At 35.2% G+C, this 25,116-nt stretch carries 27 protein-coding genes; 18 read left to right on the top strand and 9 right to left on the bottom strand.

Annotated features, from left to right (window positions below; translation table 11 throughout):
* Positions 1–86: 86 nt before the first annotated feature.
* From glcT to ptsP, 4 genes are all read left to right on the top strand, one after another.
* On the top strand, positions 87–932 hold the full coding sequence (glcT, locus tag F7888_RS05830) for a glucose PTS transporter transcription antiterminator GlcT (RefSeq protein ID WP_191778129.1): 846 nt from the start codon (positions 87–89) through the stop codon (positions 930–932).
* Positions 933–1,122: 190 nt separating this feature from the next.
* On the top strand, positions 1,123–3,186 hold the full coding sequence (gene ptsG, locus F7888_RS05825; protein ID WP_191778127.1) for a glucose-specific PTS transporter subunit IIBC: 2,064 nt from the start codon (positions 1,123–1,125) through the stop codon (positions 3,184–3,186).
* 33 nt (positions 3,187–3,219) lie between these two features.
* Positions 3,220–3,480, top strand: coding sequence for a phosphocarrier protein HPr (locus F7888_RS05820; protein ID WP_191778125.1), 261 nt, complete (start codon positions 3,220–3,222; stop codon positions 3,478–3,480).
* 3 nt (positions 3,481–3,483) lie between these two features.
* The gene (ptsP, locus tag F7888_RS05815; RefSeq protein WP_191778124.1) at positions 3,484–5,196 is read left to right on the top strand and encodes a phosphoenolpyruvate--protein phosphotransferase; all 1,713 of its coding nucleotides are present in this window, start codon (positions 3,484–3,486) and stop codon (positions 5,194–5,196) included.
* 47 nt (positions 5,197–5,243) lie between these two features.
* On the opposite strand, the gene F7888_RS05810 is transcribed toward ptsP, so the two are convergent.
* Entirely contained in the window at positions 5,244–5,912 is a 669-nt protein-coding gene (locus F7888_RS05810) for a GNAT family N-acetyltransferase (RefSeq protein WP_191778122.1), read from the bottom strand.
* Between the two features lie 111 nt (positions 5,913–6,023).
* Here F7888_RS05810 and F7888_RS05805 point away from each other — a divergent pair, with 111 nt between their 5' ends.
* A complete protein-coding gene (locus F7888_RS05805) occupies positions 6,024–6,227 on the top strand; it encodes a hypothetical protein (RefSeq protein ID WP_191778120.1) in 204 nt (67 codons plus the stop codon).
* A gap of 84 nt (positions 6,228–6,311) precedes the next feature.
* Here the strand turns inward: F7888_RS05805 and F7888_RS05800 are convergent, their stop codons facing one another.
* Complete coding sequence (locus F7888_RS05800; RefSeq protein WP_191778118.1) at positions 6,312–6,419, bottom strand: YjcZ family sporulation protein; 108 nt, start codon at positions 6,417–6,419, stop codon at positions 6,312–6,314.
* A 159-nt stretch (positions 6,420–6,578) separates the two neighbouring features.
* On the opposite strand from F7888_RS05800, the gene F7888_RS05795 reads away from it, so the two are divergent.
* Entirely contained in the window at positions 6,579–7,454 is an 876-nt protein-coding gene (locus F7888_RS05795) for an NAD(P)-dependent oxidoreductase (protein WP_191778116.1), read from the top strand.
* Positions 7,455–7,697: 243 nt separating this feature from the next.
* Positions 7,698–9,512 (top strand): PAS domain S-box protein, encoded by a 1,815-nt coding sequence (locus F7888_RS05790; protein WP_191778114.1) that lies wholly within the window; start codon positions 7,698–7,700, stop codon positions 9,510–9,512.
* 69 nt (positions 9,513–9,581) lie between these two features.
* Here the strand turns inward: F7888_RS05790 and F7888_RS05785 are convergent, their stop codons facing one another.
* The 4 genes from F7888_RS05785 to F7888_RS05770 form a co-directional block, all read right to left on the bottom strand.
* Positions 9,582–10,733: an aminotransferase A gene (locus F7888_RS05785; RefSeq protein WP_191778112.1), complete on the bottom strand. Its 1,152-nt coding sequence runs from the start codon at positions 10,731–10,733 to the stop codon at positions 9,582–9,584.
* Between the two features lie 116 nt (positions 10,734–10,849).
* Positions 10,850–11,098: an IDEAL domain-containing protein gene (locus F7888_RS05780; protein WP_191778110.1), complete on the bottom strand. Its 249-nt coding sequence runs from the start codon at positions 11,096–11,098 to the stop codon at positions 10,850–10,852.
* Positions 11,099–11,114: 16 nt separating this feature from the next.
* Entirely contained in the window at positions 11,115–11,351 is a 237-nt protein-coding gene (locus F7888_RS05775; protein WP_225228612.1) for an IDEAL domain-containing protein, read from the bottom strand.
* Between the two features lie 148 nt (positions 11,352–11,499).
* Complete coding sequence (locus F7888_RS05770; RefSeq protein WP_191778108.1) at positions 11,500–11,703, bottom strand: hypothetical protein; 204 nt, start codon at positions 11,701–11,703, stop codon at positions 11,500–11,502.
* Between the two features lie 209 nt (positions 11,704–11,912).
* Here F7888_RS05770 and F7888_RS05765 point away from each other — a divergent pair, with 209 nt between their 5' ends.
* The gene (locus tag F7888_RS05765) at positions 11,913–13,160 is read left to right on the top strand and encodes a PLL family lectin (protein WP_191778105.1); all 1,248 of its coding nucleotides are present in this window, start codon (positions 11,913–11,915) and stop codon (positions 13,158–13,160) included.
* 97 nt (positions 13,161–13,257) lie between these two features.
* Here F7888_RS05765 and F7888_RS05760 read toward each other — a convergent pair whose 3' ends face one another.
* Positions 13,258–13,662, bottom strand: coding sequence for a hypothetical protein (locus F7888_RS05760; RefSeq protein ID WP_191778103.1), 405 nt, complete (start codon positions 13,660–13,662; stop codon positions 13,258–13,260).
* Between the two features lie 152 nt (positions 13,663–13,814).
* On the opposite strand from F7888_RS05760, the gene F7888_RS05755 reads away from it, so the two are divergent.
* Positions 13,815–14,465: a glycoside hydrolase domain-containing protein gene (locus tag F7888_RS05755; RefSeq protein ID WP_191778101.1), complete on the top strand. Its 651-nt coding sequence runs from the start codon at positions 13,815–13,817 to the stop codon at positions 14,463–14,465.
* 260 nt (positions 14,466–14,725) lie between these two features.
* Here F7888_RS05755 and F7888_RS05750 read toward each other — a convergent pair whose 3' ends face one another.
* Positions 14,726–15,193, bottom strand: coding sequence for a YkyB family protein (locus tag F7888_RS05750; RefSeq protein WP_191778099.1), 468 nt, complete (start codon positions 15,191–15,193; stop codon positions 14,726–14,728).
* A gap of 236 nt (positions 15,194–15,429) precedes the next feature.
* Between F7888_RS05750 and F7888_RS05745 the strand changes: the two genes are divergently transcribed.
* Positions 15,430–17,514: a putative bifunctional diguanylate cyclase/phosphodiesterase gene (locus F7888_RS05745; RefSeq protein WP_191778097.1), complete on the top strand. Its 2,085-nt coding sequence runs from the start codon at positions 15,430–15,432 to the stop codon at positions 17,512–17,514.
* A 29-nt stretch (positions 17,515–17,543) separates the two neighbouring features.
* Here the strand turns inward: F7888_RS05745 and F7888_RS05740 are convergent, their stop codons facing one another.
* Positions 17,544–18,410 (bottom strand): metallophosphoesterase, encoded by an 867-nt coding sequence (locus F7888_RS05740; protein WP_191778095.1) that lies wholly within the window; start codon positions 18,408–18,410, stop codon positions 17,544–17,546.
* A 177-nt stretch (positions 18,411–18,587) separates the two neighbouring features.
* Here F7888_RS05740 and F7888_RS05735 point away from each other — a divergent pair, with 177 nt between their 5' ends.
* The 8 genes from F7888_RS05735 to F7888_RS05700 all read left to right on the top strand — a co-directional run bounded on the left by F7888_RS05735 (position 18,588) and on the right by F7888_RS05700 (position 25,108).
* A complete protein-coding gene (locus tag F7888_RS05735) occupies positions 18,588–19,802 on the top strand; it encodes an EAL domain-containing protein (RefSeq protein ID WP_191778093.1) in 1,215 nt (404 codons plus the stop codon).
* Positions 19,803–20,226: 424 nt separating this feature from the next.
* Entirely contained in the window at positions 20,227–20,907 is a 681-nt protein-coding gene (locus tag F7888_RS05730; protein WP_191778091.1) for a DUF3993 domain-containing protein, read from the top strand.
* Between the two features lie 287 nt (positions 20,908–21,194).
* Positions 21,195–21,431: a YkuJ family protein gene (locus F7888_RS05725; protein WP_191778089.1), complete on the top strand. Its 237-nt coding sequence runs from the start codon at positions 21,195–21,197 to the stop codon at positions 21,429–21,431.
* A gap of 44 nt (positions 21,432–21,475) precedes the next feature.
* Complete coding sequence (locus F7888_RS05720) at positions 21,476–21,850, top strand: YueI family protein (protein ID WP_191778231.1); 375 nt, start codon at positions 21,476–21,478, stop codon at positions 21,848–21,850.
* A 284-nt stretch (positions 21,851–22,134) separates the two neighbouring features.
* Positions 22,135–22,653 carry a ribonuclease H-like YkuK family protein gene (locus F7888_RS05715; RefSeq protein WP_191778087.1) on the top strand — a complete coding sequence of 173 codons (519 nt, stop codon included), beginning with the start codon at positions 22,135–22,137 and terminating at the stop codon, positions 22,651–22,653.
* A gap of 75 nt (positions 22,654–22,728) precedes the next feature.
* The gene (gene abbA / locus F7888_RS05710) at positions 22,729–22,923 is read left to right on the top strand and encodes an antirepressor AbbA (RefSeq protein ID WP_191778085.1); all 195 of its coding nucleotides are present in this window, start codon (positions 22,729–22,731) and stop codon (positions 22,921–22,923) included.
* Between the two features lie 197 nt (positions 22,924–23,120).
* Positions 23,121–23,540 (top strand): cyclic-di-AMP-binding protein CbpB, encoded by a 420-nt coding sequence (gene cbpB, locus F7888_RS05705; protein ID WP_191778083.1) that lies wholly within the window; start codon positions 23,121–23,123, stop codon positions 23,538–23,540.
* A 44-nt stretch (positions 23,541–23,584) separates the two neighbouring features.
* A complete protein-coding gene (locus F7888_RS05700; protein WP_191778080.1) occupies positions 23,585–25,108 on the top strand; it encodes an MDR family MFS transporter in 1,524 nt (507 codons plus the stop codon).
* Positions 25,109–25,116: the final 8 nt, after the last annotated feature.

Here is a 25,116-nt window from a genome sequence, read left to right as displayed (position 1 = left end):
ATTTATATTGACTGTAAGACACACTACTTGTAATATTTATTAGGTTCAACTATTCGTAACGCTTACCTAAAAGGAGTGAGGATTCGTTGGAAGAGTCCTTTTTAATAAAAAAAATATTAAATAATAATGTGCTTATTGCTACTCATACATCATATAAGGAAGTCGTTCTAATCGGAAAAGGAATCGGCTTCAATAAAAAGAGTGGGGATCAAATTACTCCTACATCGGCTGAAAAAGTGTTTATTTTGGAAGATGAGAAAGAGCAGGAGCAGTACAAGAAGCTAGTGACTCATCTTGATGAAAAAACAATTGAAGTGATGAATGAAGTGATCCATCATATTAATGAATCAGTAGATGTGACTTTAAATGAACATATACATGTTGCGTTAACTGATCATATTTCATTTGCTCTAAAACGTATTCAACAAGGATTAAAAGTGACGAATCCATTTTTGATTGAGACAAAATCATTGTATCCCCATGAATATAAAATAGCTGGGGAAGTTGTTAAGATCATTTCTGAAAAGACTGGGATTATGATGCCTGAAGGTGAAGTGGGTTTTATCGCTTTACATATTCATAGTGCAATTGTTAATAAAGAACTATCAGAAATTAATAAACACTCACAGCTTATAAATACATTGATTATTCTTATCGAAACAGGATTAAAAGTCAAAATTGACAAAGAAGGTCTTCATTATTTACGTTTAATTCGACATTTACGCTATACAATTGAACGAGTAAAAAATGGCGAAAATGTGAAAGAACCAGAAAAATTAGCTTTAGTGTTGAAGGAAGAATATCCTATATGTTATAATCTGTCGTGGAAAGTCATTAAAGTGATGCAACAAACATTAAAGTTACCTGTTTATGATGCAGAGGCAGTTTACTTAACGATGCATTTACAACGGTTGGTTAATAAATCTGAATAAGCGTATTAAATTTACGTGTTACTGATTCGATCAGGCATGAGTGAATTTGATGATTTAATTTTAGTATTAAGGGTACTCTATCCTTATACGATTTGATCATCACTTCCTCATGCCTTTTTTGATTTCCAAAATGTGTAAACGGTTAACAAGGTTTGTTGAAATCACAAATTTATTAGGAGGATTACTTGTTATGTTTAAGAATTTATTCGGTACATTACAAAAGGTTGGTAAAGCCTTAATGTTACCTGTTGCTCTTTTACCAGCAGCCGGACTTCTTCTGGCATTTGGTAATGCAATGAAAAACCCTGATTCTGTCGCACGTCTACCATTCTTAGCTAATGATTGGATCGTGTTAATTGCTACAGTAATGGAGCAAGCTGGAGATATTGTCTTTGCAAATCTTCCTGTTCTATTTGCAGTAGGGGTTGCTGTTGGTTTAGCTGGAGGAGAAGGGGTAGCAGCATTAGCTGCAATCATTGGATACCTGATTATGAATGTTACAATGGGTGCTATTATCGGCGTAACACCAGAAATGGTAGCTGAGAATTCAGCAGCATATGCTACAGTTCTAGGTATTCCAACTATTCAAACTGGCGTATTTGGTGGTATCATCATAGGTATTTTAGCAGCCACCATGTACAATAAATATTTCAAGATGGAACTACCTGCATATTTAGGGTTCTTTGCAGGAAAGCGCTTTGTACCAATTATCACGGCTGTTTCAGCTGTACTTGTTGGAATTGCACTTGTTTTCATTTGGCCACCAATTCAAACAGGCCTAAATCATTTCTCATACTATATTATTGATGCAAATCGAACAGTTTCAGCATTTGTCTTTGGACTAATTGAACGTTCATTAATTCCATTTGGTTTACATCACATTTTCTATTCTCCAATTTGGTATGAGTTTGGACAATGGACAAACGCAGCTGGAGAAACATTCCGTGGAGATCAACGTATTTTTATGGCACAGTTAAGAGACGGTGCTGAATTTACTGCTGGAACCTTTATGACTGGTAAATTCCCATTCATGATGTTCGGTCTTCCTGCAGCAGCATTAGCGATTTATCATGAAGCTCGTCCAGAACAAAAGAAGCTTGTTGCAGGAATCATGGGTTCAGCGGCATTAACTTCATTCTTAACAGGTATTACTGAGCCATTAGAATTCTCATTCTTATTCGTAGCTCCGATTCTATTTGCTATCCATGCGGTATTCGCTGGATTATCATTTATGGTTATGGATATTCTAAATGTTAAAATTGGTATGACATTCTCTGGTGGGGTAATCGATTATATTCTATTCGGAGTTCTACCAAATAGAACTGCTTGGTGGTTAGTCATTCCAGTAGGTCTTGTCTTCTCACTTATTTACTATTTTGGTTTCCGATTTGCAATCAGAAAGTTTAACTTAAAAACTCCTGGTCGTGAAGATGTACAAGAAGGAGCGGAAACAGTTAGCACTGGACAAGTTAGTGAGCTTCCGTTCAACGTACTACAAGCAATGGGTGGAAAAGAAAATATTGCACACCTTGATGCATGTATCACAAGACTTAGAGTATCAGTAAATGATAGTAAAAATGTTGACAAGAATCGCCTGAAGCAACTGGGTGCATCTGGAGTGTTGGAAGTAGGAAACAATATTCAAGCGATATTTGGACCTAAATCTGATACATTAAAATCACAAATCAAGGACATTATGGATGGTAAGACGCCTGTTCCTACAGTGGTTTCTCCAAATACAGAAGTGAAAGAACAAATTGAAGATGTTGTTCCAGAAGAAATGCAGAATAACGTTGATGAAAATGATGAATTAGTAGCACCAATTAAAGGGAAAATCTTACCTATCACAGAAGTACCAGACCAAGTATTTGCTGGGAAAATGATGGGAGATGGTTTTGCAATTTTACCAGAAGAAGGAACTGTTGTTTCACCAGCAGATGGAACAATTGTTAACCTATTCCCAACTAAACACGCAATTGGGATTGAAACACCAACAGGTCGCGAAATTCTTATCCATTTTGGTATTGATACAGTTAACTTAAAGGGTGAAGGATTTGAGACACTTGTATCTCAAGGCGATAAAGTAACAAAGGGACAACCATTACTTAAGGTAGATCTTGATTTCGTTGAGAAAAATGCGACATCAATTATCACACCAATCGTATTTACAAATCTTAAGAGTGGTCAAGAAGTCATTATTAATAAAGAAGGTAATGTAAATCTAAGTGAAGAAAATATCATTACCATCAAATAAATAAGTTTCTAAAACAAAAGGAGAGAATGAAAAATGGCAGAAAAAACATTTAAAGTAACTAGTGAATCAGGGATCCATGCTCGTCCAGCTACGGCTTTAGTTCAAGCAGCAGGGAAATTCAATTCAGATATTAATTTAGAATTCAATGGTCGTTCAGTAAACTTAAAATCAATTATGGGTGTAATGTCACTTGGAATTGGTCATGGAGCAGAAATTAAAGTAGTAGCTGAAGGTGCTGATGCAGAGGAAGCATTAGCAGCAATTGAAGAAACTTTCAAAAGCGAAGGATTGTAAGTTATGTCAACAATTATTAAAGGTATTGCCGCATCAGCAGGAATTGCATTTGCAAAAGCTTATCGGTTAGAGAATCCTGATTTAACAGTTGTTAAACAGTCAATTACTAACCCGGAAGAAGAAATCCAGCGCTTTGTCGATGCACTGGAAACAGCCAAGCAAGAACTTGAAGTAATTAAAGAAAAAGCTAATCAAGATTTAGGAGAAGATAAAGCAGCAATCTTTGCTGCTCATCTTCTTGTGTTAAGTGATCCAGAATTAATTAATCCGATTAAGGATCGCATTAAGAATGAGAATGTGAATGCTGAATTCTCATTAAATGAAACGGCAACAATGTTTATTCAAATGTTCGAATCAATGGATAACGAATATATGAAAGAACGTGCAGCAGATATTAAAGATGTTACAAAACGTGTGTTAGCACATCTATTAGGTGTGAAGATTTCAAATCCTAGCATGATTTCAGAAGAAGTAATTATTATTGCTGAAGATTTAACTCCATCTGATACAGCGCAACTAAATCGTGACTTTGTTCGTGGATTTACTACTGATATTGGTGGTCGTACGTCACATTCAGCGATTATGGCGCGTTCAATGGAAATACCTGCTGTAGTAGGTACAAAATCTGTTACTTCTGATATTCAAAATGGAGTATTTGTGATTGTTGATGGACTTGATGGTGAAGTGATTGTAGACCCAAGTGAAGAAACAATTGCAGAGTACAAAGCAAAAAAAGAACAATATGATGCTCAAAAAGCTGAGTGGGCTAAGCTTGTTAATGAACCAACTGTAACAAGTGATGATCATCATGTAGAATTAGCTGCTAATATTGGTACACCAGATGATGTAAAAGGTGTATTAGCTAACGGTGGTGAAGGAGTAGGTCTTTACCGTACAGAATTCCTGTATATGGGAAGAGATCAACTTCCTACTGAAGAAGAACAATTCGAAGCTTACAAAGCTGTACTTGAACGTATGGAAGGTAAGCCAGTAGTTGTAAGAACATTAGATATCGGTGGAGATAAAGAGCTTCCTTACCTTCATCTTCCTAAGGAATTAAACCCATTCCTAGGATTTAGAGCAATACGTCTTTGCTTAGAAGAGCAAGACATTTTCCGTACACAATTACGTGCTTTATTACGAGCAAGTACTTATGGGAATTTGAAAATTATGTTCCCGATGATTGCGACTTTAGGAGAATTCCGCCAAGCTAAAGAGATTCTTTTAGATGAGAAAGAGAAGCTTAAGGCAAGTGGAGTTGAAGTATCTGAGGAGATAGAAATTGGAATCATGGTTGAAATTCCATCAACTGCTGTAATTGCTGACCAATTTGCGAAAGAAGTTGATTTCTTCAGTATTGGTACAAATGATTTAATTCAATACACAATGGCAGCAGATCGTATGAATGAACGAGTTTCTTATCTTTACCAACCATACAATCCATCAATCTTACGTTTAATTAGTACAGTCATTGATGCAGCTCACAAAGAAGGCAAATGGGCTGGTATGTGTGGAGAAATGGCCGGAGATCCAATTGCGATTCCAATTCTTTTAAGCCTTGGTTTAGATGAGTTCAGCATGAGTGCAACTTCTATCCTACCTGCTCGTTCTCAGCTTAAGAAGCTTTCAAAAGAAAAAGCTTCAAGCTTGAAAGAACAAATTCTATCATTTGGTACAACTGAAGAAGTAGTTGAATTTGTTCAAAAAAATCTTTAATTCTATAGAAAAAATCAGATCCAAATTGGGTCTGATTTTTTTTGTAATTATTTTTGTTCAAGGAAGGGATTCTTCCATTCCATTAATAACCCATAGTTATGTGACTCATCATCTTCTAAATAATTGTCAATTAAATGAACAGGGCTTCTGCCACAACGAAGTAAAAACGTAATAACAGGATCCTTAAGCTCACCTGAGAGCACCTTCTCTATGTAGTGGTCGGCTGATAATGAATCTGCATATCTATGATAGCCTGAGATACGACCACCACCGAGCAAACGATCAATTCCTAAATGAACAACTACCTCGTACATGGATTGCATCAACCATTTACCAAGACCATAGGTTCGATATTTAGGGCTCACACATATATCGACGATATATAATGTATTACCAGTATCTACATGATTACTGATATATCCATTGTCCGTTATTTGCTCCCATGTATGGTTAGGATGTTCTGGATCAAAATCAACTCTTAAGCCTGTCATCGATCCACAAATAACTCCTTCTATCTCAACACATAGTGCTCCTTCTGGAAATAATGTAACGTGATTCTGTAATTGTTGTTTGTTCCACCAGAGTTCAGAAGGGAATGGGGGAGGAAAACTCTCCTGTTGGACACGTATTAATTCATCAAAGTCATCAACGGTATAGTTTCGAATAATCGCTTTTTTAGGAATTGCACCATCAAAAACATAAAATTCCTTAAACAAATGAGACACCACCTTTTTACATGTTTTTTAACAATCAAGTGTTTCTTATAGTAATAACTATACATAAATTTTGTTAATACACAAACGTTAAGATTAGGAGGTGTATGATAAATGAGAAGAGAAGGTCTACATGAGCATAATCCTAATAATGATGGCAAATATGAGGGAGTTATTAATGATTCCATGGCAACTGAAAGTAATCAGATGGGAGTTCGAAGTGATGTGAATCCAGAGAACAATCCATTACATCTACAGCCTAGCGAAGATGAAGAAATGAAGAAATTCAGTAAGTTTTTTGATGGGAAGAAAAAATAAAGTGAGAGATAGTACTTCTAACATTGAAAACCACTTGATGAAATTTGCCTTCATCAAGTGGTTTTTCTTGAGAATTTATCTATATTAGTATCCGTAACCTACGTAAGCAGAACCTACAATGATTAAAAGAATAAATAAAACAACAATCAAAGCAAAACCTGCTCCATATCCAGCGCCTGTACCTGCACTCATTATGAAACACCTCCTCAAACGATTTGTTATAGATTATGTAATCATGGAGACATCCGTCAGGTACAAATCCCCAATTTCCCATAAATTATGTAAGTTAGAATCATAAATATGATATTATTTAGTAAAACGAATGGATTTGTTAGAGAGGGTGGAGGGTATATGTTAACAATTGAAAATACTGTGATTGGATTTATAGGTACTGGTGTAATGGGAAAAAGCATGGCTAGTCATTTACTAAAAGCGGGATATAAGGTTTTAGTATACACACGTACAAAACATAAAGCGAATGATCTACTAGAAAATGGAGCAACTTGGAAGGATTCAGTCGCCGAACTTTCAAAAGAGGCAAATGTGGTGATTACCATTGTCGGTTATCCTAAGGATGTTGAAGAGGTATATTTAGGCGAGGATGGAGTACTCAATCATTGCAAAAAAGGAACATTTGTTATTGATATGACTACATCTACTCCTACTTTGGCTAAGAAGATCTATGAGGAAGCGAAAAAAAGAGAGATGTATGCTCTTGATGCACCAGTTTCTGGTGGGGATATCGGTGCAAGAGATGCCAAGCTGACAATAATGGTTGGAGGGGACGAAATTGCCTATACAGTATGCTTACCAATATTTGAATGCATGGGGCAAAATATTGTCCATCAAGGTGAGGCAGGGGCAGGTCAACACACTAAGCTATGTAATCAAATTGCGATCGCATCAAATATGATTGGTGTATCAGAGGCCATGGCCTATGCTACTAATGCTGGACTTAATCCAGAGAAGGTATTAATGAGTATATCTGCTGGTGCTGCAGGGAGCTGGTCTTTAAGCAATTTGGCACCAAAGATGATTAATGGTGATTATGATCCAGGCTTCTACATAAAACACTTTATTAAGGACATGTCAATTGCCCTGAATGAAGCAGAAACAATGGGAATGAAAACACCTGGTTTAGACCTTGCTAAATCTCTATATGATGAACTAGCACAAATGGGTGAAGAAAATAATGGAACACAAGCATTATATAAGCTATTAAAATAATTACGAACTGGCCATAGTTTTTAAAACTGTGGTCTTTTTTTGAGCAAAAACAGCGATTGGTTCTTTAGTAGGAGCTTAAATGAATCTTTATGCCTATAGATATCATATTTAATGTAAATTAATGTATAAATATATATATTCAATTACTAGACTCTAGTTGTTGTTTATTTCATGTTATCCATCTATGTGGTGTTTGGATCTGGATGATTAATTATAATTATATGAAAAAGGGGGTTCAACTTAATGAGCTCTATAGATCCTAGTGTTTTAATTGACCCAAATATACAAGAAATAAACATCGTTGCTTCTTTCACATTAAGTGGAAAAATACTATATATTTCTTCAAGCTGTGAACATCTGTTAGGCTTCTCTCAAGAAGAATTAATAGGTTCTAGTTTGAAAGACTATACTCATCCTGATGATGTATTTTTAGTTGAGAGTAACTTTTTTTATCAAAAGCTTGCTCATTCTTTTACATTTCGACTTCGCACAAAGAACCAACAGTATATTTGGCTTAGAGCAGATATAGATGTTATTAGTGACCAGCATAAACATGACGAAGTATTTGCGAAAATGCAGCGAATAGTTGACCCGAACTCAAATGTACATAAACAAGCAATAAATCTACGTGAAGAAACGCGTATTAATGAATTATTTGAAGAAAATACAAAGTTAATCGATTTAACTCCGATTGCAATTATAGTCACCAAAAATGGTTATATTCAATACATGAATCAGCAATCGAAGAATCTATTAGGATGCTCTAATGGGACGAGCTTAATGGGGATCCATTTACTAGAGTTTGTAGATCAAGAATATCATATGGTCATTACAAAGGGCATTAAAATGATTGCCAATGGCCTAAATCTGGGTCTTAGTGAGCAGAGGTGGATTAGTAAGAATGGAGAACATATCGAGGTAGAACTAAAAGCAGCTCCAGTATCTTTTATGGAGCAGAATATGGAGTGCTTTGTTGTTCACAATATCAGTTCGAAGAAGAGGTTTCAAAGAGTTCTCCAAAATAGCCGGGAGCGTTATGAGAAAATCATTCATAATTCAATCGATGCCATTGCTGTGATTTATGATGATACGTGGGTATTTATTAATGATTCAGGTGTGAAGATGTTTGGTGCAAAAGATTATACTGAGCTGTTAGGACAGAATATATATTCCTTATTAAATCCTAAATATCATAATCAGACGAAAGATATGATTAGGAATGTGATGGAGGAAAATAAAGAACATACCATTACAAAGCAATCGTGGTCAACGTTAAATGGAAAACAAATCTATACAGAATTTGTCTGTATTCCTACAACTTTTGTAGAAAAGCCTGCAGTCCAAGTTATCATTCGGGACATTACGGATCGAAAAAATGTTGAAGATTTAATGCTTAAATCAGAGAAACTATCGATTGCTGGGCAACTAGCAGCTGGTATAGCTCATGAGATTAGAAATCCATTAACTTCAATTAAAGGCTTCCTGCAGCTCATTCAAACTCATACAAAAGAAAATGAAAATTATTTTCATATCATTTTTTCTGAACTTAATCGTGTAGAGTTGATTTTAAGTGAATTATTAGTATTGGCAAAGCCTACAGAAGATGCCTTTCATCAGGTGGATGTTAGAGAGGTTTTACAGGATGTTGTCACTTTACTAGATACTCAAGCAATCTTACAAAATATTCAAATCCATCTCGATTTACCTAATGTAGAGACATATATCTATTGTGACCAAAATCAAATTAAGCAGGTCTTTGTTAATCTGATCAAAAATTCGATTGAATCTATGCAAAATGGTGGAAATCTATTTGTAACAATCTCCTTTTGTCATGAGCATGTCATCATCGAGTTTAGAGATGAGGGCTGTGGGATTCCTGAGATGATTTTAGATCGAATAGGGGAGCCCTTCTATACGACAAAGGAAAAAGGAACCGGACTGGGGTTAATGGTTAGTTATAAGATCATTGAGAACCATAATGGACTGATTTCTGTTAAAAGTAAAATAAATGAAGGAACCACATTTAAAATTACGCTCCCTAAATTTGTAAGTCAATAAATAAAAAAAAGAAGAGTTGGATAAGTAGATAGAAGTACCTCTCTACTTGTGCAACTCTTTTTTTACAGCTTAACAGATCTTATTTATAAATGCTTCAAGGCGGTCCATTGCTTTGATCAAGGTTGGCATTGAGTAAGCATACGAAATTCGAATATAGCCTTCTCCGTGTGAACCAAAAGCGTCACCTGGGACAACTGCAAGTCCTTCTTCCTCTAATAATTTATGTGCAAACTCGAAAGAAGACATTCCGAACTTCTCAACTGATGGAAATAAATAAAATGCACCATTTGGTTTGACAACCGAAATCCCCATATCGATCAATCTTTGATAGACATAATTTAAGCGATCGATGTACTGACTTCTCATTTCATTTGCATCATCGATCCCAGCAGTTAATGCTTCAAGTGCTGCCTTCTGAGAAATAGAGGAAGCGCAAGATACATTATATTGATGTACCTTTATCATATGCTTTGTTATCTCTCTAGGGGCGAAGGTGAAACCGATTCTCCAGCCTGTCATTGAATGAGACTTAGAAAGGCCATTTATGACAATGGTCTGTTTAGGGAGTAGATGAGCAATTGAATGATGTTGATCATTAAATACGAGTTCACTATAGATTTCATCAGAAACGATAAATATATCTTTCCCTTCAAGTAATGCTGCAATCTCGTCTATTTCTTCCTTCGTTAGAGTCACTCCAGTTGGATTCGATGGGTATGGCAAAACAACACAGCGCGTTTTTTCAGTTAAATGCTCTTCTATAACTTTTGCAGTTAATTTAAATTGAGTATCTCTGGTATCTGCAATAATCGCAGTAGCGCCGCAGAGCTTAATTAAGGGCTCATAGCCAGGGTAGACTGGGCCAGGAAGAATGACCTCCGAGCCTTCTTCAAGGATCGTTCGAAAGGTAATATCAATGGCTTGGCTTGCTCCAATTGTCGTAATAACTTCATCCTCATAATCATATTTAAGATTATATTTTGTCTTGAGATAGGTCGTAGCTGCTTTTCTTAATTCAATCATCCCTGCATTTGGTGTGTATGTCGTGTAATTTTCGTCAATGGCTTTTTTAGCTTTGTCCTTAATATGATCAGGTGTATCAAAATCTGGTTGTCCAATTGTAAGAGAGATGACATTTTCATATTGAGACACTAGATTGAAAAATTTCCTGATTCCAGATATTTCGATTTCTTTTATACGTGAGTTAATTAAATGTTCCAAGAATGTCTTCCTTTCTACATGTCGTTTCAATCATTTTACCATTGTCGTTTGAAAAATCACTAGTAAAATGAAAAAGAATCAGGCATTTGACCTGATTCTTCTCATACAAGTATTTATCAAGTATTTGTTTCAATTAGTTTTTTGTAATCGGCAGTTAATTCCTTGAATTGTGTTACATCGTTATTGTCAAGTGCAGTGTTGATCGATTCTTGTAATCTTTGTTTATTAAAAGTATAACAGCATTCATCTAAAAATAATTGAGCATATAAGCTAAAAACATATGATTGTTCCTTCGTTAAGGTATAACAGACCGATGTTGTTTTTTTGTTTTTCATTAATTTTAGTTTCTTCTTGTAAGTGTACATAACGGTCCCTCCAACCTTAAATAAGATGACTATATTTATCTAGTAATTGGTTATATTGTGAAGATAGGTCTAAGAAAAGCTGTTTGTCATGATTCAGTAAGCTGTTGTCGATTTTCTCCAAAAGCTGCTGCTTTTGGAAGGATATTTGTGATTTCAAGAGAACCATTTCAACTTCTTTTTGATACATCGCTGTTTCATTTGATATAGCAGCTAAAGGGATCAATTCATTCTTCTGATTATTTAAATGGCTCATTACATTCACTCCTTCAATCCTTTTTTATATTATCCTAGAAAAGTAAGTGAAAGTAAAGAGTTTTTTTAGAAAATTTAGATATATCAGAACAATTATAAAAAAACACAGCCAAATAAAGGCTGTGTCCAATTTATATTAACACGCTATCTTAATATCCATAATCCCAATCTACATCATCTTCATGCCATAATACTGGTGTAATCTTTTCTGCAACGATTTTATTTCCATTTGATTTACTAGAACGAACTGTACAACTGCATTGTTTTCGTAATTCCTCATATTTCTCTTTCTCGATGTCCTCGATAATCACAATTTTCTTATCTGGCTTATACAAAATAGCTGTTCCAATCACAGCAATTCACCTTCTCAAAATTTAATTTATAAAAGCACATCTATATTTTAATGCGAATTAGAAAAAACATCTATACATGAGTGGAAGGGTTCACAAAAATTCCATAATGCGTCCAAATGTTCTTTTTTGGATTAACTTTGTATAAAGCAACATACAAATGAGTAATAGAGTGAAAGAAATAACTATGAACTTCTTGAGGAGGCGATATCATGAACAATCCTGGGAATATATTTCAACATGCTCACTATTACTCACCACCACAACAAAGAGCTGAGATGCTTCACAATTATATAACATATCCCCAAGTGAATAGAGCCATAGATGAAGAATTCTTAACTATTTGGAATAAAAATAAGAAAATACTTCGAAATTATCGAGATCAGTTGCTTGAGTATAATGTTAATCCAACTATTTCAAGACATTTATTTATCCAAATGATTCAATACTCACTGGACGTCAACCAATCTCAAACAGGGGCGTTAGAAGAAAGAGTTACAGCATTATATTCGAAAGTAAGGCAGGACTTAGGTCCATCATTATCGATCTTAAATCCTTATCGTATTCCCCGAAAAAAACTAGACGTTATTTTGAAAGGGGTGTTAGAGCTTTCCATTCAAGATGAGGAGGATCCTGTAGGAAATAGATCATGGAGTGATTGGGAAGAAGTAAATGGTGCTTTATCATCGGGACCGTCCGTTGTTTCGCTAGATAATGACAGACTTAAGGTGTTTGTTAGAGGAAGACATAGACATTTATATTCAATTGAATGGGATGGTCATTCGTGGTTAGAATGGGAAAATCATGGTGGGAATCTCACGTCTTCACCAACAGTAGTGAAGACTAACAAAAATAGCTGTATTGACGTTTTTTCTAGAGGAGAAAATAATCATCTTATACACAAAAGATACAAGGATGGAATATGGAGTGAGTGGGAAGACTTGGGTGGCGCTTTAACAACATCTCCAGTAGCAATAAGTCCCGATGATCATACGATTAGCGTGTTTGCTAGGAACACAGCTAAACAGATTCAACAAATGAATTGGAATGGAGACCAATGGAGTGAGTGGTGCGAAACCGTTTCTGGTCAAGTAACATCAGCACCTGGTGCTGTTTCTGTAGGAAATGGTCAATTCTACTTGTTTTCAAGAGATACGAACGGTGAACTTCAATACACGTATTTCAATGGTGCCGATTGGAGTAATTGGAAGAGCTTGGGCTGTAAGATTTATTCAAGTCCAACAGCAACTATTCTAAATCAGAAGCAGGTGGAGGTTTTCGCAAAAGGAAATGGAAACCAGCTCATCCATAAGCAGTTGCGTTCAAATAAATGGGAGGAAGCTGAATATATTGAAGGAGAAGTAACGTCAGAGCCTTCAGTCGTGGCATTTGTGGATTCTAGAATGTATTTATTTGCAAAAAGTAAAAACAGTCAATTATTATATAAATCTTATCGCTAATTAAAAGGTTGGCCGCAGTCTGAATACGCGGAGGCTCGGCATGATGCGGAGTGTATTCAAGCTGCGGCATTAACAACATTAGCTAAGAACTTAATCTTTATTTTTCTTTATACTCAGATATCTTTCCTGTGTGTGGATCTACTGAATACCATTCATTATGATCTGACTTGTTTTTTTGATCAAGAATTTCTGTAACATGGATAATATATTGGTCATTTTCTTCTCGGTCAAAGAGAACCACTGTCGTGCTGTCATCGGTAATGTTTAAATAATCGCGTACAAGCTTCTCAGCCTCAAAACGACTATAGCCACCATGCTCATTTATATTAATTCTAGCTGTACGTGATTCAACAAGTAGTTCCTCGTCACTTTGATAGCCATCCTCAGCAGTGTCACCCATGCCTTCATTTAAATCAACATCTGTTGGCGATGCCTCGTCTCTTGACAGACCACACCCAGACATTAACAGTATGCATAACAAGATAAAAAACCAACGATTCATATCATCGTCTCCTCTTTTTCTATTTATTTCTTAGTATTTAAAACCGCGTGGACTTTATTCAAAATCAGGCACGATTGATAAAAAAAGATAATGTAGACAAACGTTATTGTCATATATATGTAAACATGTATAGATGAGGAGATGTGATAAGAATGCCAAGATATGTATGGGGAGTCGATTCAGCAGCAGCGGTTACTGAAGAACTTTACTCATGTGTAAAATCAAATTACGGCACACCAAAATATTGGGGAAGGTATTTATCAGAAGTGCCAAACGTTTCTGAAGGATTAACGAAGGATGAGATTACCTTTATACAAAATAAAGGCATGAAGCTATTGCCTATTTATAATGTGTTTAGAGAGGCGTTAGGGTATTCAAATGGTCAGGTTGCTGCCCGAAACGCTGTGTTTAATGCCCGTAGATTAGGAATACCTGATGGTGTTGTTTTATTTGCAAATGTTGAGCGTTTCTTTGACGTTGATGAAGCATGGATTAGAGGGTGGGTAGAATCACTCTTTCCAACAGGCTATCGTCCAGGAATCTATCATGATCCAGTTGAAGGTGGGTTTGCCAATGCATACTGTCAAGCGGTAGCCAATAATAATCAAGTAGCACTACAAACCATTTTATGGAGTGCAGAACCGGATCCAGGTGTCACAAGGGAAAGAAATGCACCCAGGTTTAAGCCAGCTGCTCCAAGTTGCAAAAGCAATGTTTGGTTATGGCAATATGGTCGTGATGCTCCGGCTTGCCCAATTGATACGAACTTAGTGGATCAACGAGTACTGAACTACTTATATTAAAGGCTGTTTTCTCAAAGTTTGCTGTTGTTTTGAGATGAATAATTAAGAATGAGATTTCTAGTAGCCTGAATACACTCAAGACTCCCGTGGGATGCGTTGGTCCCCACAGGACGCGGAGTGTATTCAGGCTGCGGTATTAAAAGTAACAATATATACGACAACAGCCATATTAAAAAACAAAAGGGGTGCCCTTTTTACATGGACATCCCTTTTGTTTTATGTGTTGAAACCGCTATCACTAAATGTCAGTTTCCTTTATTCTAAAAATAACTTTGTCCAAGTCTTTTAAAGACAGGTTTTTGGTAGTTTTTTTGAATGGGTTTGACTGTAGATTGTGGGTTTTCATTTAAGCCAACATATTGCTGTAATAAATCTTTAGCAAGTGAGAGTGAAAGTTGAGTTCTTGGGTTTCTATACGTTTCGTTAAGTTTCCCTAGGTGTGGAAGCTGTTCGATGTCTTCTTTTGAAGGAGGCATATGAAAGTAGTAGTCACCAGCTGACACAAGTACATCAGATTGTTGCTGACTTTTCCTTGGATTGCGAGAAAAATGAAGGCCTACTTTTTTTGCTTTGCCTTCTTTAAGTAATTTTTCTAATGCCTTTCGTTTTAAAAGATATAGAAACTTTGGCTCTGGAGCAGCTTTGGCATGTTTATTTACAATAAATATTGCTCTAGCCAAATTATCTACTGATGGTTCTAAAATGGGACTTCTTTCTTGTTTCCTCATTTTTTCTCTCCTTTCTTCACTTATATTATACTGTTGTTTTATAGATTTGCAAATCAATTAGAAAACACATGATTTATTGAAGTTTAATGAATGATAATAATAACTATGAATGAGTTGATAATAAAAAGAGGATTTTGAAGGTATTTGTCGAATGTATCACTAATATTTGTTTTATAAAGTAGCATATATCTTTCAGCTAAGTATAGAAACTCAAACTGTTAATTAGGAATGGTCAAATGGAGAAAAATGAGAAATTTAGAAATAGCAATAATAGTATATTAAACATTCAGGATGTAATCTTTGAAATTATCCTTCGGCATATAAATGATCTTATTTATGTTATGAAGGTTGAAGAAGATAACTTTAGATATGTTTTTATGAATGAAATGGCATTAAGTCGTGCCAGAATTGCAGAAGATTACATTGGGAAAACCTTTCATGAAGCGTTGCCACCTGAAATAGCCAATCATTTATGGAATCAGTATCAAACGGTTGTGGAAACAAAGTCACCTTACTTATTTGAAGATACGATTAGCTTACCAGGTTTTGGCGTTATTTATGGTGAATCCATTTTGACACCGATATTAGATGAAAGTGGAATAATTCAATTTGTCGTATGTGTGACAAGAAATGTAACAGATAGTGTTCTCGAGAAAAGAGAGTTAAATGAAGCAAGGCAAATGTACAAATCTCTCCTAGACAATAATATGGATGCGATATTTTCTGTAGACCTACTGGGGAAGCTTCTTCACATTAACCCAGCAACAGTAGAAATAACCGGATACTTAGAAGATGACCTAGTAGAAACCTCTATTTTCTCTTTGTTTCACGAGTCTGATCGTGAGTCATTCTTTAATATCTTCCAAAGGACTGTACAAGGGCGTCGAGATGAATATGTAGGTTTTAGAATAAAGCATAAAAATGGACAATCCTTAACAGTACATATAAAAACGATCCCAATTGTTGTTGATGGTAAGGTACATGGAATTTATGCAATATTTAGAGATATTACAGAACAATATCATGCAGAAGCAATGATGAAATATTTAGCCTTCCATGATCAACTAACAGGCTTACCAAACAGAAGTTCATTAAAAACAAATCTGCCAGCAGCTGTCAAGAATGCAAAAGAAAGCAACCACCAGTTGGCATTAATGTACATAGATTTAGATCGTTTTAAGTTTTTAAATGATACGATGGGTCATGATATTGGAGACTTATTATTAAAAGAAGTAGCAGAGCGTTTATTATCTGTTGAAGGGTATGAGAAATATAGTATTTATCGTCAGGGCGGGGATGAATTTATTGTCATGTTAGAGAACACCACCCGGACGTTAACAATGGATTGTGCTAATAAAATACTTGACAAACTTAAAGCAGCCTTCAATTATGCACATCATGAGTTTTTCGTTTCGGCTAGTATTGGGATTAGTCTATATCCAACAGATGGTGAAGATTCAGATACATTAATTAAGAATGCAGATACCGCACTATATTTAGTGAAGGACCGTGGTAGAGGACATTTTCGTTTTTATAGTGATCAAATGAAACAAGGAAACACAAAAATCATGGAAATGGAGACCGCCTTACGTAGAGCCATTGAAAATGAGGAGCTAATTCTCTATTATCAACCTCAGTTTGATTTAACGAGTGGTGTAGTAGATGGGTTTGAGGCATTGATTCGTTGGCAGCACCCTCAATTAGGGATTATTTCACCTATTGAGTTTATTTCATTGGCTGAGGATACTGGACTTATTCTCCCTATAGGTGAATGGGTTATTAAGAAAGTGTGTAGTACTCTAAAAAAATGGCATGAGCAAGGTCTTAGTGCTACAACAATTGCTATAAACTTATCACCAAGACAATTTCAACAGGTTGGATTAGTGCAATTTATTCAAGAGCAAATTACAAGTAATAATATTCATCCTGATTACTTAGAATTTGAAATAACTGAAGGTGCCATCCAAGATTCAAAAGAGGCATTAACCATTTTAAAACAATTAAAAGGACTTGGGGTAAGAATTGCTGTTGATGATTTTGGAACCGGATTTTCTTCCTTAAGTTATTTGAAGAAATACCCAATTGATACCTTGAAGATTGACCAATCATTTGTTAAAGATGTACTAAATGATGATAAAGATGAAGCTATTATTACTACAATCATTCATCTTGCCCATAGTCTCGGATTAATGGTTATAGCTGAAGGAGTAGAGCAATTAGAGCAGTTAGAGCTATTAAGGAATAAAAAATGCCATAAAGCTCAAGGATACTATTTCAGTCGACCAATACCAGAAGATATGGTGATAAAAAAATATTTGTAAAAAAGCAATTGTCACTGACAATTGCTTTTTTATGATTTTGACCTCAATATGTATTCTGATATTTCAGGTCTTGAAAGGAATCGAAAGGGCAGTCTTGTCGTTCCTAATCCTCGATTGACAAATAACTGCATATTGGAAGAACCAATTAAGAAGTCACCTTCAGGATAGTCCTTGCCAAGTGGAGGTGTAATGATAGGACCAAGGAAAGGGAATTGAATTTGTCCCCCATGAGTATGACCTGAGAGCTGAAGATGAGCACCTAAAGCAGCTATTTTTGGTGCGACATCTGGTTCATGCACTAATGCGATGATATAATCCTCCATATCAACTTGATCAAAGGAATGAGTAAAATCAGGTCTTCCTAACATAATATCATCCAAACCGACGACAGTAATTTTTTCACCTTGTAAAGTAACTTCTCGAGATTCATTTAACAGGGTAATAAAGTCAGACTGATCCATCATTTCTTTATAAATATCTGAACCGTAGCCACCATGATCATGGTTTCCATAAATAGAAAATTTTCCGAGAGGAGCTTTAATGCTACTTAAAATCGGAATTAAGCGTTCTGGCTGGGGGTAAATTTTGGGATTATCAAGTAAGTCTCCAGTAAAGAATACAAGATCTGGCTCTAATTCATTTATTTTTTGAGCGATGGAGCTGAAATGATCCAAGTCAAAAAAATGACCGATATGTGTATCGCTAAATTGTACAATTTTTATTTTATCAAAGCTTTTCGGTATATATGAGTGGTTTAACGTATGTGAGGTTACTTCAATCCACTTGGGTTCAATAAACTTAGCATAAGCATAGCCAAACGCTGAGGTGAGAACAGCAGTAAATGCAGTTTTAAAAATGGACTTTAAAAACTGTCTTCGTGTATATGTATTTGACATGATTACCAACCTATTCTATCTAACATTTATATTTATCCAAAATTATATCATATATAGAGCATGATTTAATTTAAAGTTAAGTTACAATATCAATTAACTGTAATTAAAGATTTAATATTCAGAAAGTTTTTTGTGATATAATATGTTTAATTTAGTACTGGTACGAGGAGAGAGTGTATGGATGCATTAGATATTATGACGAATTTACATCTTATCGCTCCATTTTATCAAGCTATATTTAGCGCAGATGAGCATAGGGTTGTAGGTTATGAGGTGTTAGGAAGAATTGAATTAAATGAGGAATATAAGAGTCTAGGTAGTTTTTTTCATGACGAAGCGATTCCAGAAGAATATCGAATCGAAGTTGACGATATCATCCTACATAAAGCATTAACACATTTCATTGAACTTGATCACCAGCCTCTTATTTTTATCAATCGAGATGCAAACTTGTTGATGATTGACCATGGTGAATCTTTATTAGAGCTTTTATTAGAATATCAAAATAAAGGGTTAGATCTTAAAAAAATTGTGATTGAGTTAACGGAACATCATTTTATCGGAGATATTGAAAGACTAAATCACTTACTCACCTATTACCGAACATATGGATTGAAAATTGCCGTTGATAACATTGGTAAGGAGAGTAGTAATTTTGATCGGATTGGTTTACTTAACCCAGATATTTTGAAAATTGACTTAAAGGAATTATTAAAAACAACAACAACTCAATCCTATCATGATGTTTTATATTCCATATCGCTATTGGCTCGTAAAATCGGAGCGACACTTCTATATGAGGACGTAGAAACAAATTTTCAACTTCAATATGCGTGGCAAAATGGTGGAAGGTATTATCAGGGATTTCTTCTACATAGACCATCAGAATCAATCGTTGCTGATGACATTATGAAAGAGTGGTTAAGAGAAGAGACACAGCACTTTATTAAGCATGAAAAGAAGAAATTATACACAGTGTATGATCTATCTGAACAGTTAAATATTACGATTCAAGGATTAGTGCAAAAGTTTAAGCGAGTGGAAGTGTACAACGAGTTGCTTATGCTATTAGCCTTAGAGTTAAATGAACGCTGTTTTAGAATGTATATCTGTGATGGGGACGGCTTCCAGCAATCAGCGAATATTATGAAGGAAAATCAAAAATGGTTGGTTCAAGAAGAGTATTATTATAAAAATTGGAGCTGGAGACCTTACTTCTTGGAAAATATTGTTAGAATGAAATATGATAAAAAAGGGATATTATCCGATTTATACAGTGATGTTGAATCAGGAGAGAGCATTAGAACGTTCTCATATCCACTTACTAATGGCCATTTTTTATTTGTGGATATTCCGTATGAATTCCTCTTTGAGCACGATGGTTTATTGTAAAGTAAGTCTGTTTTCCAAAGGTTTTTTGTTTTTAGCTGTACATTATTTAAAAGATGGAATTTTAGCAGACTGAATACACTCAAGACTCCCGTGGGATGCATAAGCCAAAGTGAGACCCCACAGGACGCGGAGTGTATTCAGGATGCGACTTTAAAAGCAACAATTTATACGAAAACAGCCTAAGTAAAGAACTTATATCTAAACTAATACAAGTGGGAGACTTTATGAAGTCTCTCTTTTTTGTGCAAAAAAGTTTATAATTTGCTAAAAATTATGTGAGAAAGGGGTCATTAAAGGGGAATTTGTACATATATATAGTAATATGTCATAACCTGCAGTTATTTTGGGGACGATTAAGTGACAATAATTACCGAGGACTTGGTAAAATGAATGTACGTTGGACAAGCTAGGGAGGAATGATCCTTTGAAAAAAGTAAACTACATCACAATATCCTTATTGGTCATGTTACTATTTAATGCTGTAACGATAAATGTCTATGCTTCATCAGAAAAGAACTTAAGTGATAAAGAGGCATTCACACTCCTTAAAAAGGGGTTTAGTACGCAGCTATCACTTAGTGAACAGATAAGAAGTTTGGAAGAAATAGAAGGGATTTTAAATCCGTATTTCACGAAAGAGTTTAGTGATAAATTTTTGGATGAGAACCTTTTTGAAGAAGAAGCAGGTTATATTGTATATGGATCGGACTTTGCACCGTATTATATCCCCTATTTTACATATTCAGATAAGACGCTAATTGTATATGATGAGCAGATGGATCATTATTATGTCTATGAGAAATTTGAAGAAAATAATGATGGACCCGTCATCCACGGAGAATTTTATGGAATTGTTACAATAAATCGGATAGAGCAAGAGTGGAAAATCTCTGATATCACGATTGAGACTGAACTAAGCAATGATATTGCTAGACTTTCAGAACCGTTAGTAGAAGAAATCAAGACAATTAGCACAGTACCCACTAGTTATGGTCCAATTGCTCATTCAATCGATTTATTCAACATTCCATTCTCACTGTTCGGATACCAAATTCAAGAAATGGAATATCCTTTTCAAAGATATAATGTAAGTGCCCCCTTTTAGGTTGAGGGGGTATTTGTATGAAGTTTTCATGTCATGTGGAGTAAAAAGAATTCGTTTTCACTAAAAAATTCCTTTGCTTATTGTATTATATATACTAAAATGATGAATGGACGACTTGGTAGGGTATGCTATTTTTACTGAGTTTTACATAAAATACCCAAAAAATCCAACCCTTTTGATCTTTGATTGAAATTAGTTGAAAAAAGGAATGTTTTTGGATAGAACATTCTGGAATGCTAAAACTAAATGTAGGGTTAACAACTTAATGTCAGGAAGGAGAGACTATAATGTCACAATTACAAGGTATTATATCACGTCTCATTAGTTTACAAGAAAATGCAAATGGAGGAGAGCCACCTCAACGTTTTTTTGAAGTAAATGGTGAAAGAATCTGTAGTGTAAAGTATTTTGATAAAACAACTACATTTGAATTAGAGGTTTACCAACAAGGTGAAAAACCAAAAACATATCAGTTTGATAATATAGATATGATAGCAATCGAAATTTTTGATTTAATTAATTAATCTATACTGGGTAAGTTTACAATAAATACCCAAGAGGTGTGACTATAGCAGAAAATATAGATGATTATCTTGAACGGGGTATATATGGTGTAAAGGAAATTAAGTCGGATGAACGACAAATGTTTCTCTCTACCATTAGAGAGCGAGTAATATTAGCTCTTACTGATGGACAAGTTATGAAATCAACTGTATATGAACCAATCAAAAAGTTAATTAAGCAGTATCCTGATTGTCAAATGCTATTAGATGGTGATATTAGCTATTCCTATTTATCAAAATACGTGAAATTGGCTAATACACTTAATGTTCCATTTACAATTGTCGATGATGTCCAAAATAAAACAAACATTGGTTTAGTTTTGGCGAGTAAAAACGCAATAAATAGAGAAGATATTTATGTAAGTAAAGATCAATTTTAGCTTAAGGAGTGGTTTATGATTAAACCTCTTGTTACATGCCCAAAATGCAAGATCCAAGCTACTCTTGAAGAGGTACTGACGGCTCAATCGAATCAAAACGTCATTTACACATGTACCGAATGCGATTTCTCACTAAAAAATATCGAAACCAGTAAAGGCTAGAGCTTTCATTATGAAGGCTCTTTTTTTTATAGATTTAAATTGTGTTAATATTTCTCAATATTAACAATAATATGAAATAAAACATATATTATAAAAAGAGGAAATAGAAAGGGAGCTGCGAAATGAGCGAATCCTTACCATTTTATAATATTTCTGAGAGCAATCTGCAAATAGATGATGTGATTGATCGTATAAAAAGGTTTATTGAGAAGGATCCATGTTCTAGATATGTTTTATCGATTGGTACTGATTCACAAGTTCATCAAGAGGAAACACGTTTTATTACAGCGGTTCATTTGCATAGAGTTGGGAAAGGTGCCTGGGGATGCTTGAGGAATTATACGATGAAACGTCCAATTCGAAGTGTTCGTGAAAAGATATCCATAGAAACCTCTTTAAGCCAGGTGGTAGCATATTTATTTACAACTACGTATTTAATGGAGATTATGGACCTACTGATTCCATTTGCTGATGACGGAGCGGATTTAACATTAGAAGTTCATTTAGATATTGGGAAAAAGGGTGTGACAAAGGACCTGATTAATGAAATGACTGGAAGAATTACTTCAATGGGGTTAGAAGCCAAGATTAAACCCGATTCATATGCTGCCTTTAGTTATGCAAATCGCTTTACGAAGTAAGCTTAATATAGAGTCATAGTTTATTAAGTAGTTAACTATATATAATAATAATGGCATACTTGTTAGGGGGATTTCATGAGGGGACAGGAACAGATGCAGTTGTCTACTGAAGAAAAGGATTTGTTAGTTTCTATTTTGTTTAGTCAGAATTATGCACTTGAGCTACTAAGCTGTGAATTTGTTGATATTGAAAATGGGGACAAAAGCATCACTTCAGATGAGTATAGGAAGTTTGTACAGCTGTATCACAAAATTGAAAATGCGCTATAAGAATCTACATATTTCTACTACTTTTCGACTATCTAACGGTAGTCATTTTTTTATAGTCAAATTTAGATAAACAGTGAAAAAGTCAGATTTCGAAGTCATATTGTGGTAAAATATAGGTTGAGAAATTAGAAAGTACCAAACTTAAAGAGCAGAGATTTGTAGTGAAAGAGAATTTTTTATGAGAGGAAGAAACAGCGATGGTTAGTCTTCAAAGAGACGAATTTTCAACACATAAGATTAAGGATTTATTAATTCCTTCTGACAAAGTAGCACATGTTCAAATTGGGAATAATTTAGAACATGCACTACTTGTCTTGACAAAAACAGGATATACAGCCGTACCTGTGCTCGACCCATTCTATAAGCTACAAGGTTTAATAAGTACTACATATATACTTGATTCCATCTTAGGTCTTGAGCGTATTGAATTTGACAAGCTCGAGGCGATGAAGGTTGAAGAGAAAATGAATAAGGAAATACCAAGGCTTAAGTTAGAAGATTCTTTAATGGAGGGGTTGAAACTATTAGTTGACCACCCATTTATCTGTATCGAGAACGAAGATCACTACTTTGAGGGGATATTAACAAGACGTTCGATATTAAAATTGTTAAATTAAGCCCCGAAATAGTCCTATGCTGCAATTGTACCGGAGGATAAGGAATGGTTACTACTTTGGGAAATACAAAGAATAGAAAAGAAGAAACAGGGAAAAAAACAAGACGTCCACTAGTTCTTGCAGCCGTTATGTTAGCAATGTTTATGGCAGCTATTGAGGCAACGATTGTCTCAACAGCAATGCCAGCCATTGTTGCAGATCTTGGGGGCTTCTCATTATATAGTTGGGTATTTTCAGCCTATTTATTAATGAATGCTGTAACCGTTTTAATTTACGGTAAATTATCTGACTTATTTGGAAGAAAACCCATTTTGACGTTTGGTATTATTGTGTTTTTAATAGGTTCCTTTTTGTGCGGGATCGCTCCATCGATGGAGTGGATGATCTTTTTTCGACTGATTCAAGGGTTTGGTGCAGGTGCAGTCATGCCAATAGCATCGACTATTGTGGGCGATATGTACACAAAGGAAGAACGTGCGAAAATTCAAGGATACTTATCAAGTGTTTGGGGAATCTCTGCAGTTATGGGTCCGGCATTAGGTGGAATTCTAGTAGAATATATATCCTGGAGATATGTATTCTGGATCAATATTCCAATTGGGATTTTCACCATCGTCATGTTAGGGTTATATCTTCATGAAGGCATTGAAAAGAAGAAGCATGAAATTGATTTTCTTGGTGCAGGTCTATTATTTATATCTGTAAGTGCATTGATGATTATTTTAGTAGAAGGTGGCGTGCATTTACCATGGACTTCAACTCCTATTATCATTTTGAGTCTATTGGTTCTCCTTACATTCATATGCTTTGTGTTCCAAGAAAGGCGAGCCAAAGAACCAATGATGCCATTTTCAATTTGGAAGGAGCGCTCGATTCTTATTGCGAATATCGCTTCCTTAACAACAGGGGTAATGTTGATTGGGATATCTAGTTTTTTGCCGGCATTTGTACAAGGCGTAATGGAGCGTTCCCCAATTGTTGCTGGCTTTACATTGACAACAATGTCGATTGGCTGGCCAATAGCCTCGACAATTGCGGGGAGATTATTGCTTACCATTGGTTATCGATTAACTTCTCTCATCGGTGGAGTTGCATTGATTTTAGGTAGTATTGTATTTGTTATCTTATCACCAGCAAACGGACCTGTATGGGCAGCGGTTGGATCATTTTTGATCGGGGTAGGTATGGGGTTAACGACGACTTCTTTTATTGTATCTATTCAGAGCACAGTTAGCTGGAAAGTAAGAGGGGTAGCTACGGCCTCCAATATGTTTATGCGTAATTTGGGAAGTACAATTGGAGCGGCTTTGCTTGGTGGAATTTTGAATAGTACTTTAATGTCTTATATAGCTTCGAAGGACTTAAGTGATGAATTATCAATTGATTCTACTAATATCTTGTTAAATGAAGAACAACGGAATGCATTGTCAGCACCAATTAAGACTGTTTTGCAAGATGGTCTTACACTTTCACTTCACTATGTATATTGCGGAGTATTTGCATTTGCAGTAGTTAGTTTCGTTTGCATTTTCTTTTTACCAAAAGGTGAGAAGGAATTAGGTAAATAAATTGAAGA

The organism is Litchfieldia stipae, assembly GCF_014837155.1.
GTDB lineage: Bacteria > Bacillota > Bacilli > Bacillales > Bacillaceae_L > Litchfieldia.
Note: the sequence above shows the minus strand (reverse complement) of the source record. Positions and strands in the feature narration are given on the sequence as shown.

What these genes read in the sequence shown, in the direction of transcription:
- F7888_RS05735 (WP_191778093.1), top strand. Translation starts at nt 18,588, where the DNA reads ATGGATGCATTAGATATTATGACGAATTTACATCTTATCGCTCCATTT.
- F7888_RS05765 (WP_191778105.1), top strand. Translation starts at nt 11,913, where the DNA reads ATGAACAATCCTGGGAATATATTTCAACATGCTCACTATTACTCACCA.
- F7888_RS05775 (WP_225228612.1), bottom strand. Translation starts at nt 11,351, where the DNA reads ATGAGCCATTTAAATAATCAGAAGAATGAATTGATCCCTTTAGCTGCT.
- F7888_RS05820 (WP_191778125.1), top strand. Translation starts at nt 3,220, where the DNA reads ATGGCAGAAAAAACATTTAAAGTAACTAGTGAATCAGGGATCCATGCT.
- ptsP (WP_191778124.1), top strand. Translation starts at nt 3,484, where the DNA reads ATGTCAACAATTATTAAAGGTATTGCCGCATCAGCAGGAATTGCATTT.
- F7888_RS05780 (WP_191778110.1), bottom strand. Translation starts at nt 11,098, where the DNA reads ATGTACACTTACAAGAAGAAACTAAAATTAATGAAAAACAAAAAAACA.
- ptsG (WP_191778127.1), top strand. Translation starts at nt 1,123, where the DNA reads ATGTTTAAGAATTTATTCGGTACATTACAAAAGGTTGGTAAAGCCTTA.
- F7888_RS05715 (WP_191778087.1), top strand. Translation starts at nt 22,135, where the DNA reads ATGAGCGAATCCTTACCATTTTATAATATTTCTGAGAGCAATCTGCAA.
- F7888_RS05795 (WP_191778116.1), top strand. Translation starts at nt 6,579, where the DNA reads ATGTTAACAATTGAAAATACTGTGATTGGATTTATAGGTACTGGTGTA.
- F7888_RS05740 (WP_191778095.1), bottom strand. Translation starts at nt 18,410, where the DNA reads ATGTCAAATACATATACACGAAGACAGTTTTTAAAGTCCATTTTTAAA.
- F7888_RS05800 (WP_191778118.1), bottom strand. Translation starts at nt 6,419, where the DNA reads ATGAGTGCAGGTACAGGCGCTGGATATGGAGCAGGTTTTGCTTTGATT.
- F7888_RS05805 (WP_191778120.1), top strand. Translation starts at nt 6,024, where the DNA reads ATGAGAAGAGAAGGTCTACATGAGCATAATCCTAATAATGATGGCAAA.
- abbA (WP_191778085.1), top strand. Translation starts at nt 22,729, where the DNA reads ATGAGGGGACAGGAACAGATGCAGTTGTCTACTGAAGAAAAGGATTTG.
- F7888_RS05725 (WP_191778089.1), top strand. Translation starts at nt 21,195, where the DNA reads ATGTCACAATTACAAGGTATTATATCACGTCTCATTAGTTTACAAGAA.
- F7888_RS05750 (WP_191778099.1), bottom strand. Translation starts at nt 15,193, where the DNA reads ATGAGGAAACAAGAAAGAAGTCCCATTTTAGAACCATCAGTAGATAAT.
- F7888_RS05790 (WP_191778114.1), top strand. Translation starts at nt 7,698, where the DNA reads ATGAGCTCTATAGATCCTAGTGTTTTAATTGACCCAAATATACAAGAA.
- cbpB (WP_191778083.1), top strand. Translation starts at nt 23,121, where the DNA reads ATGGTTAGTCTTCAAAGAGACGAATTTTCAACACATAAGATTAAGGAT.
- F7888_RS05745 (WP_191778097.1), top strand. Translation starts at nt 15,430, where the DNA reads ATGGAGAAAAATGAGAAATTTAGAAATAGCAATAATAGTATATTAAAC.
- F7888_RS05760 (WP_191778103.1), bottom strand. Translation starts at nt 13,662, where the DNA reads ATGAATCGTTGGTTTTTTATCTTGTTATGCATACTGTTAATGTCTGGG.
- F7888_RS05700 (WP_191778080.1), top strand. Translation starts at nt 23,585, where the DNA reads ATGGTTACTACTTTGGGAAATACAAAGAATAGAAAAGAAGAAACAGGG.
- F7888_RS05755 (WP_191778101.1), top strand. Translation starts at nt 13,815, where the DNA reads ATGCCAAGATATGTATGGGGAGTCGATTCAGCAGCAGCGGTTACTGAA.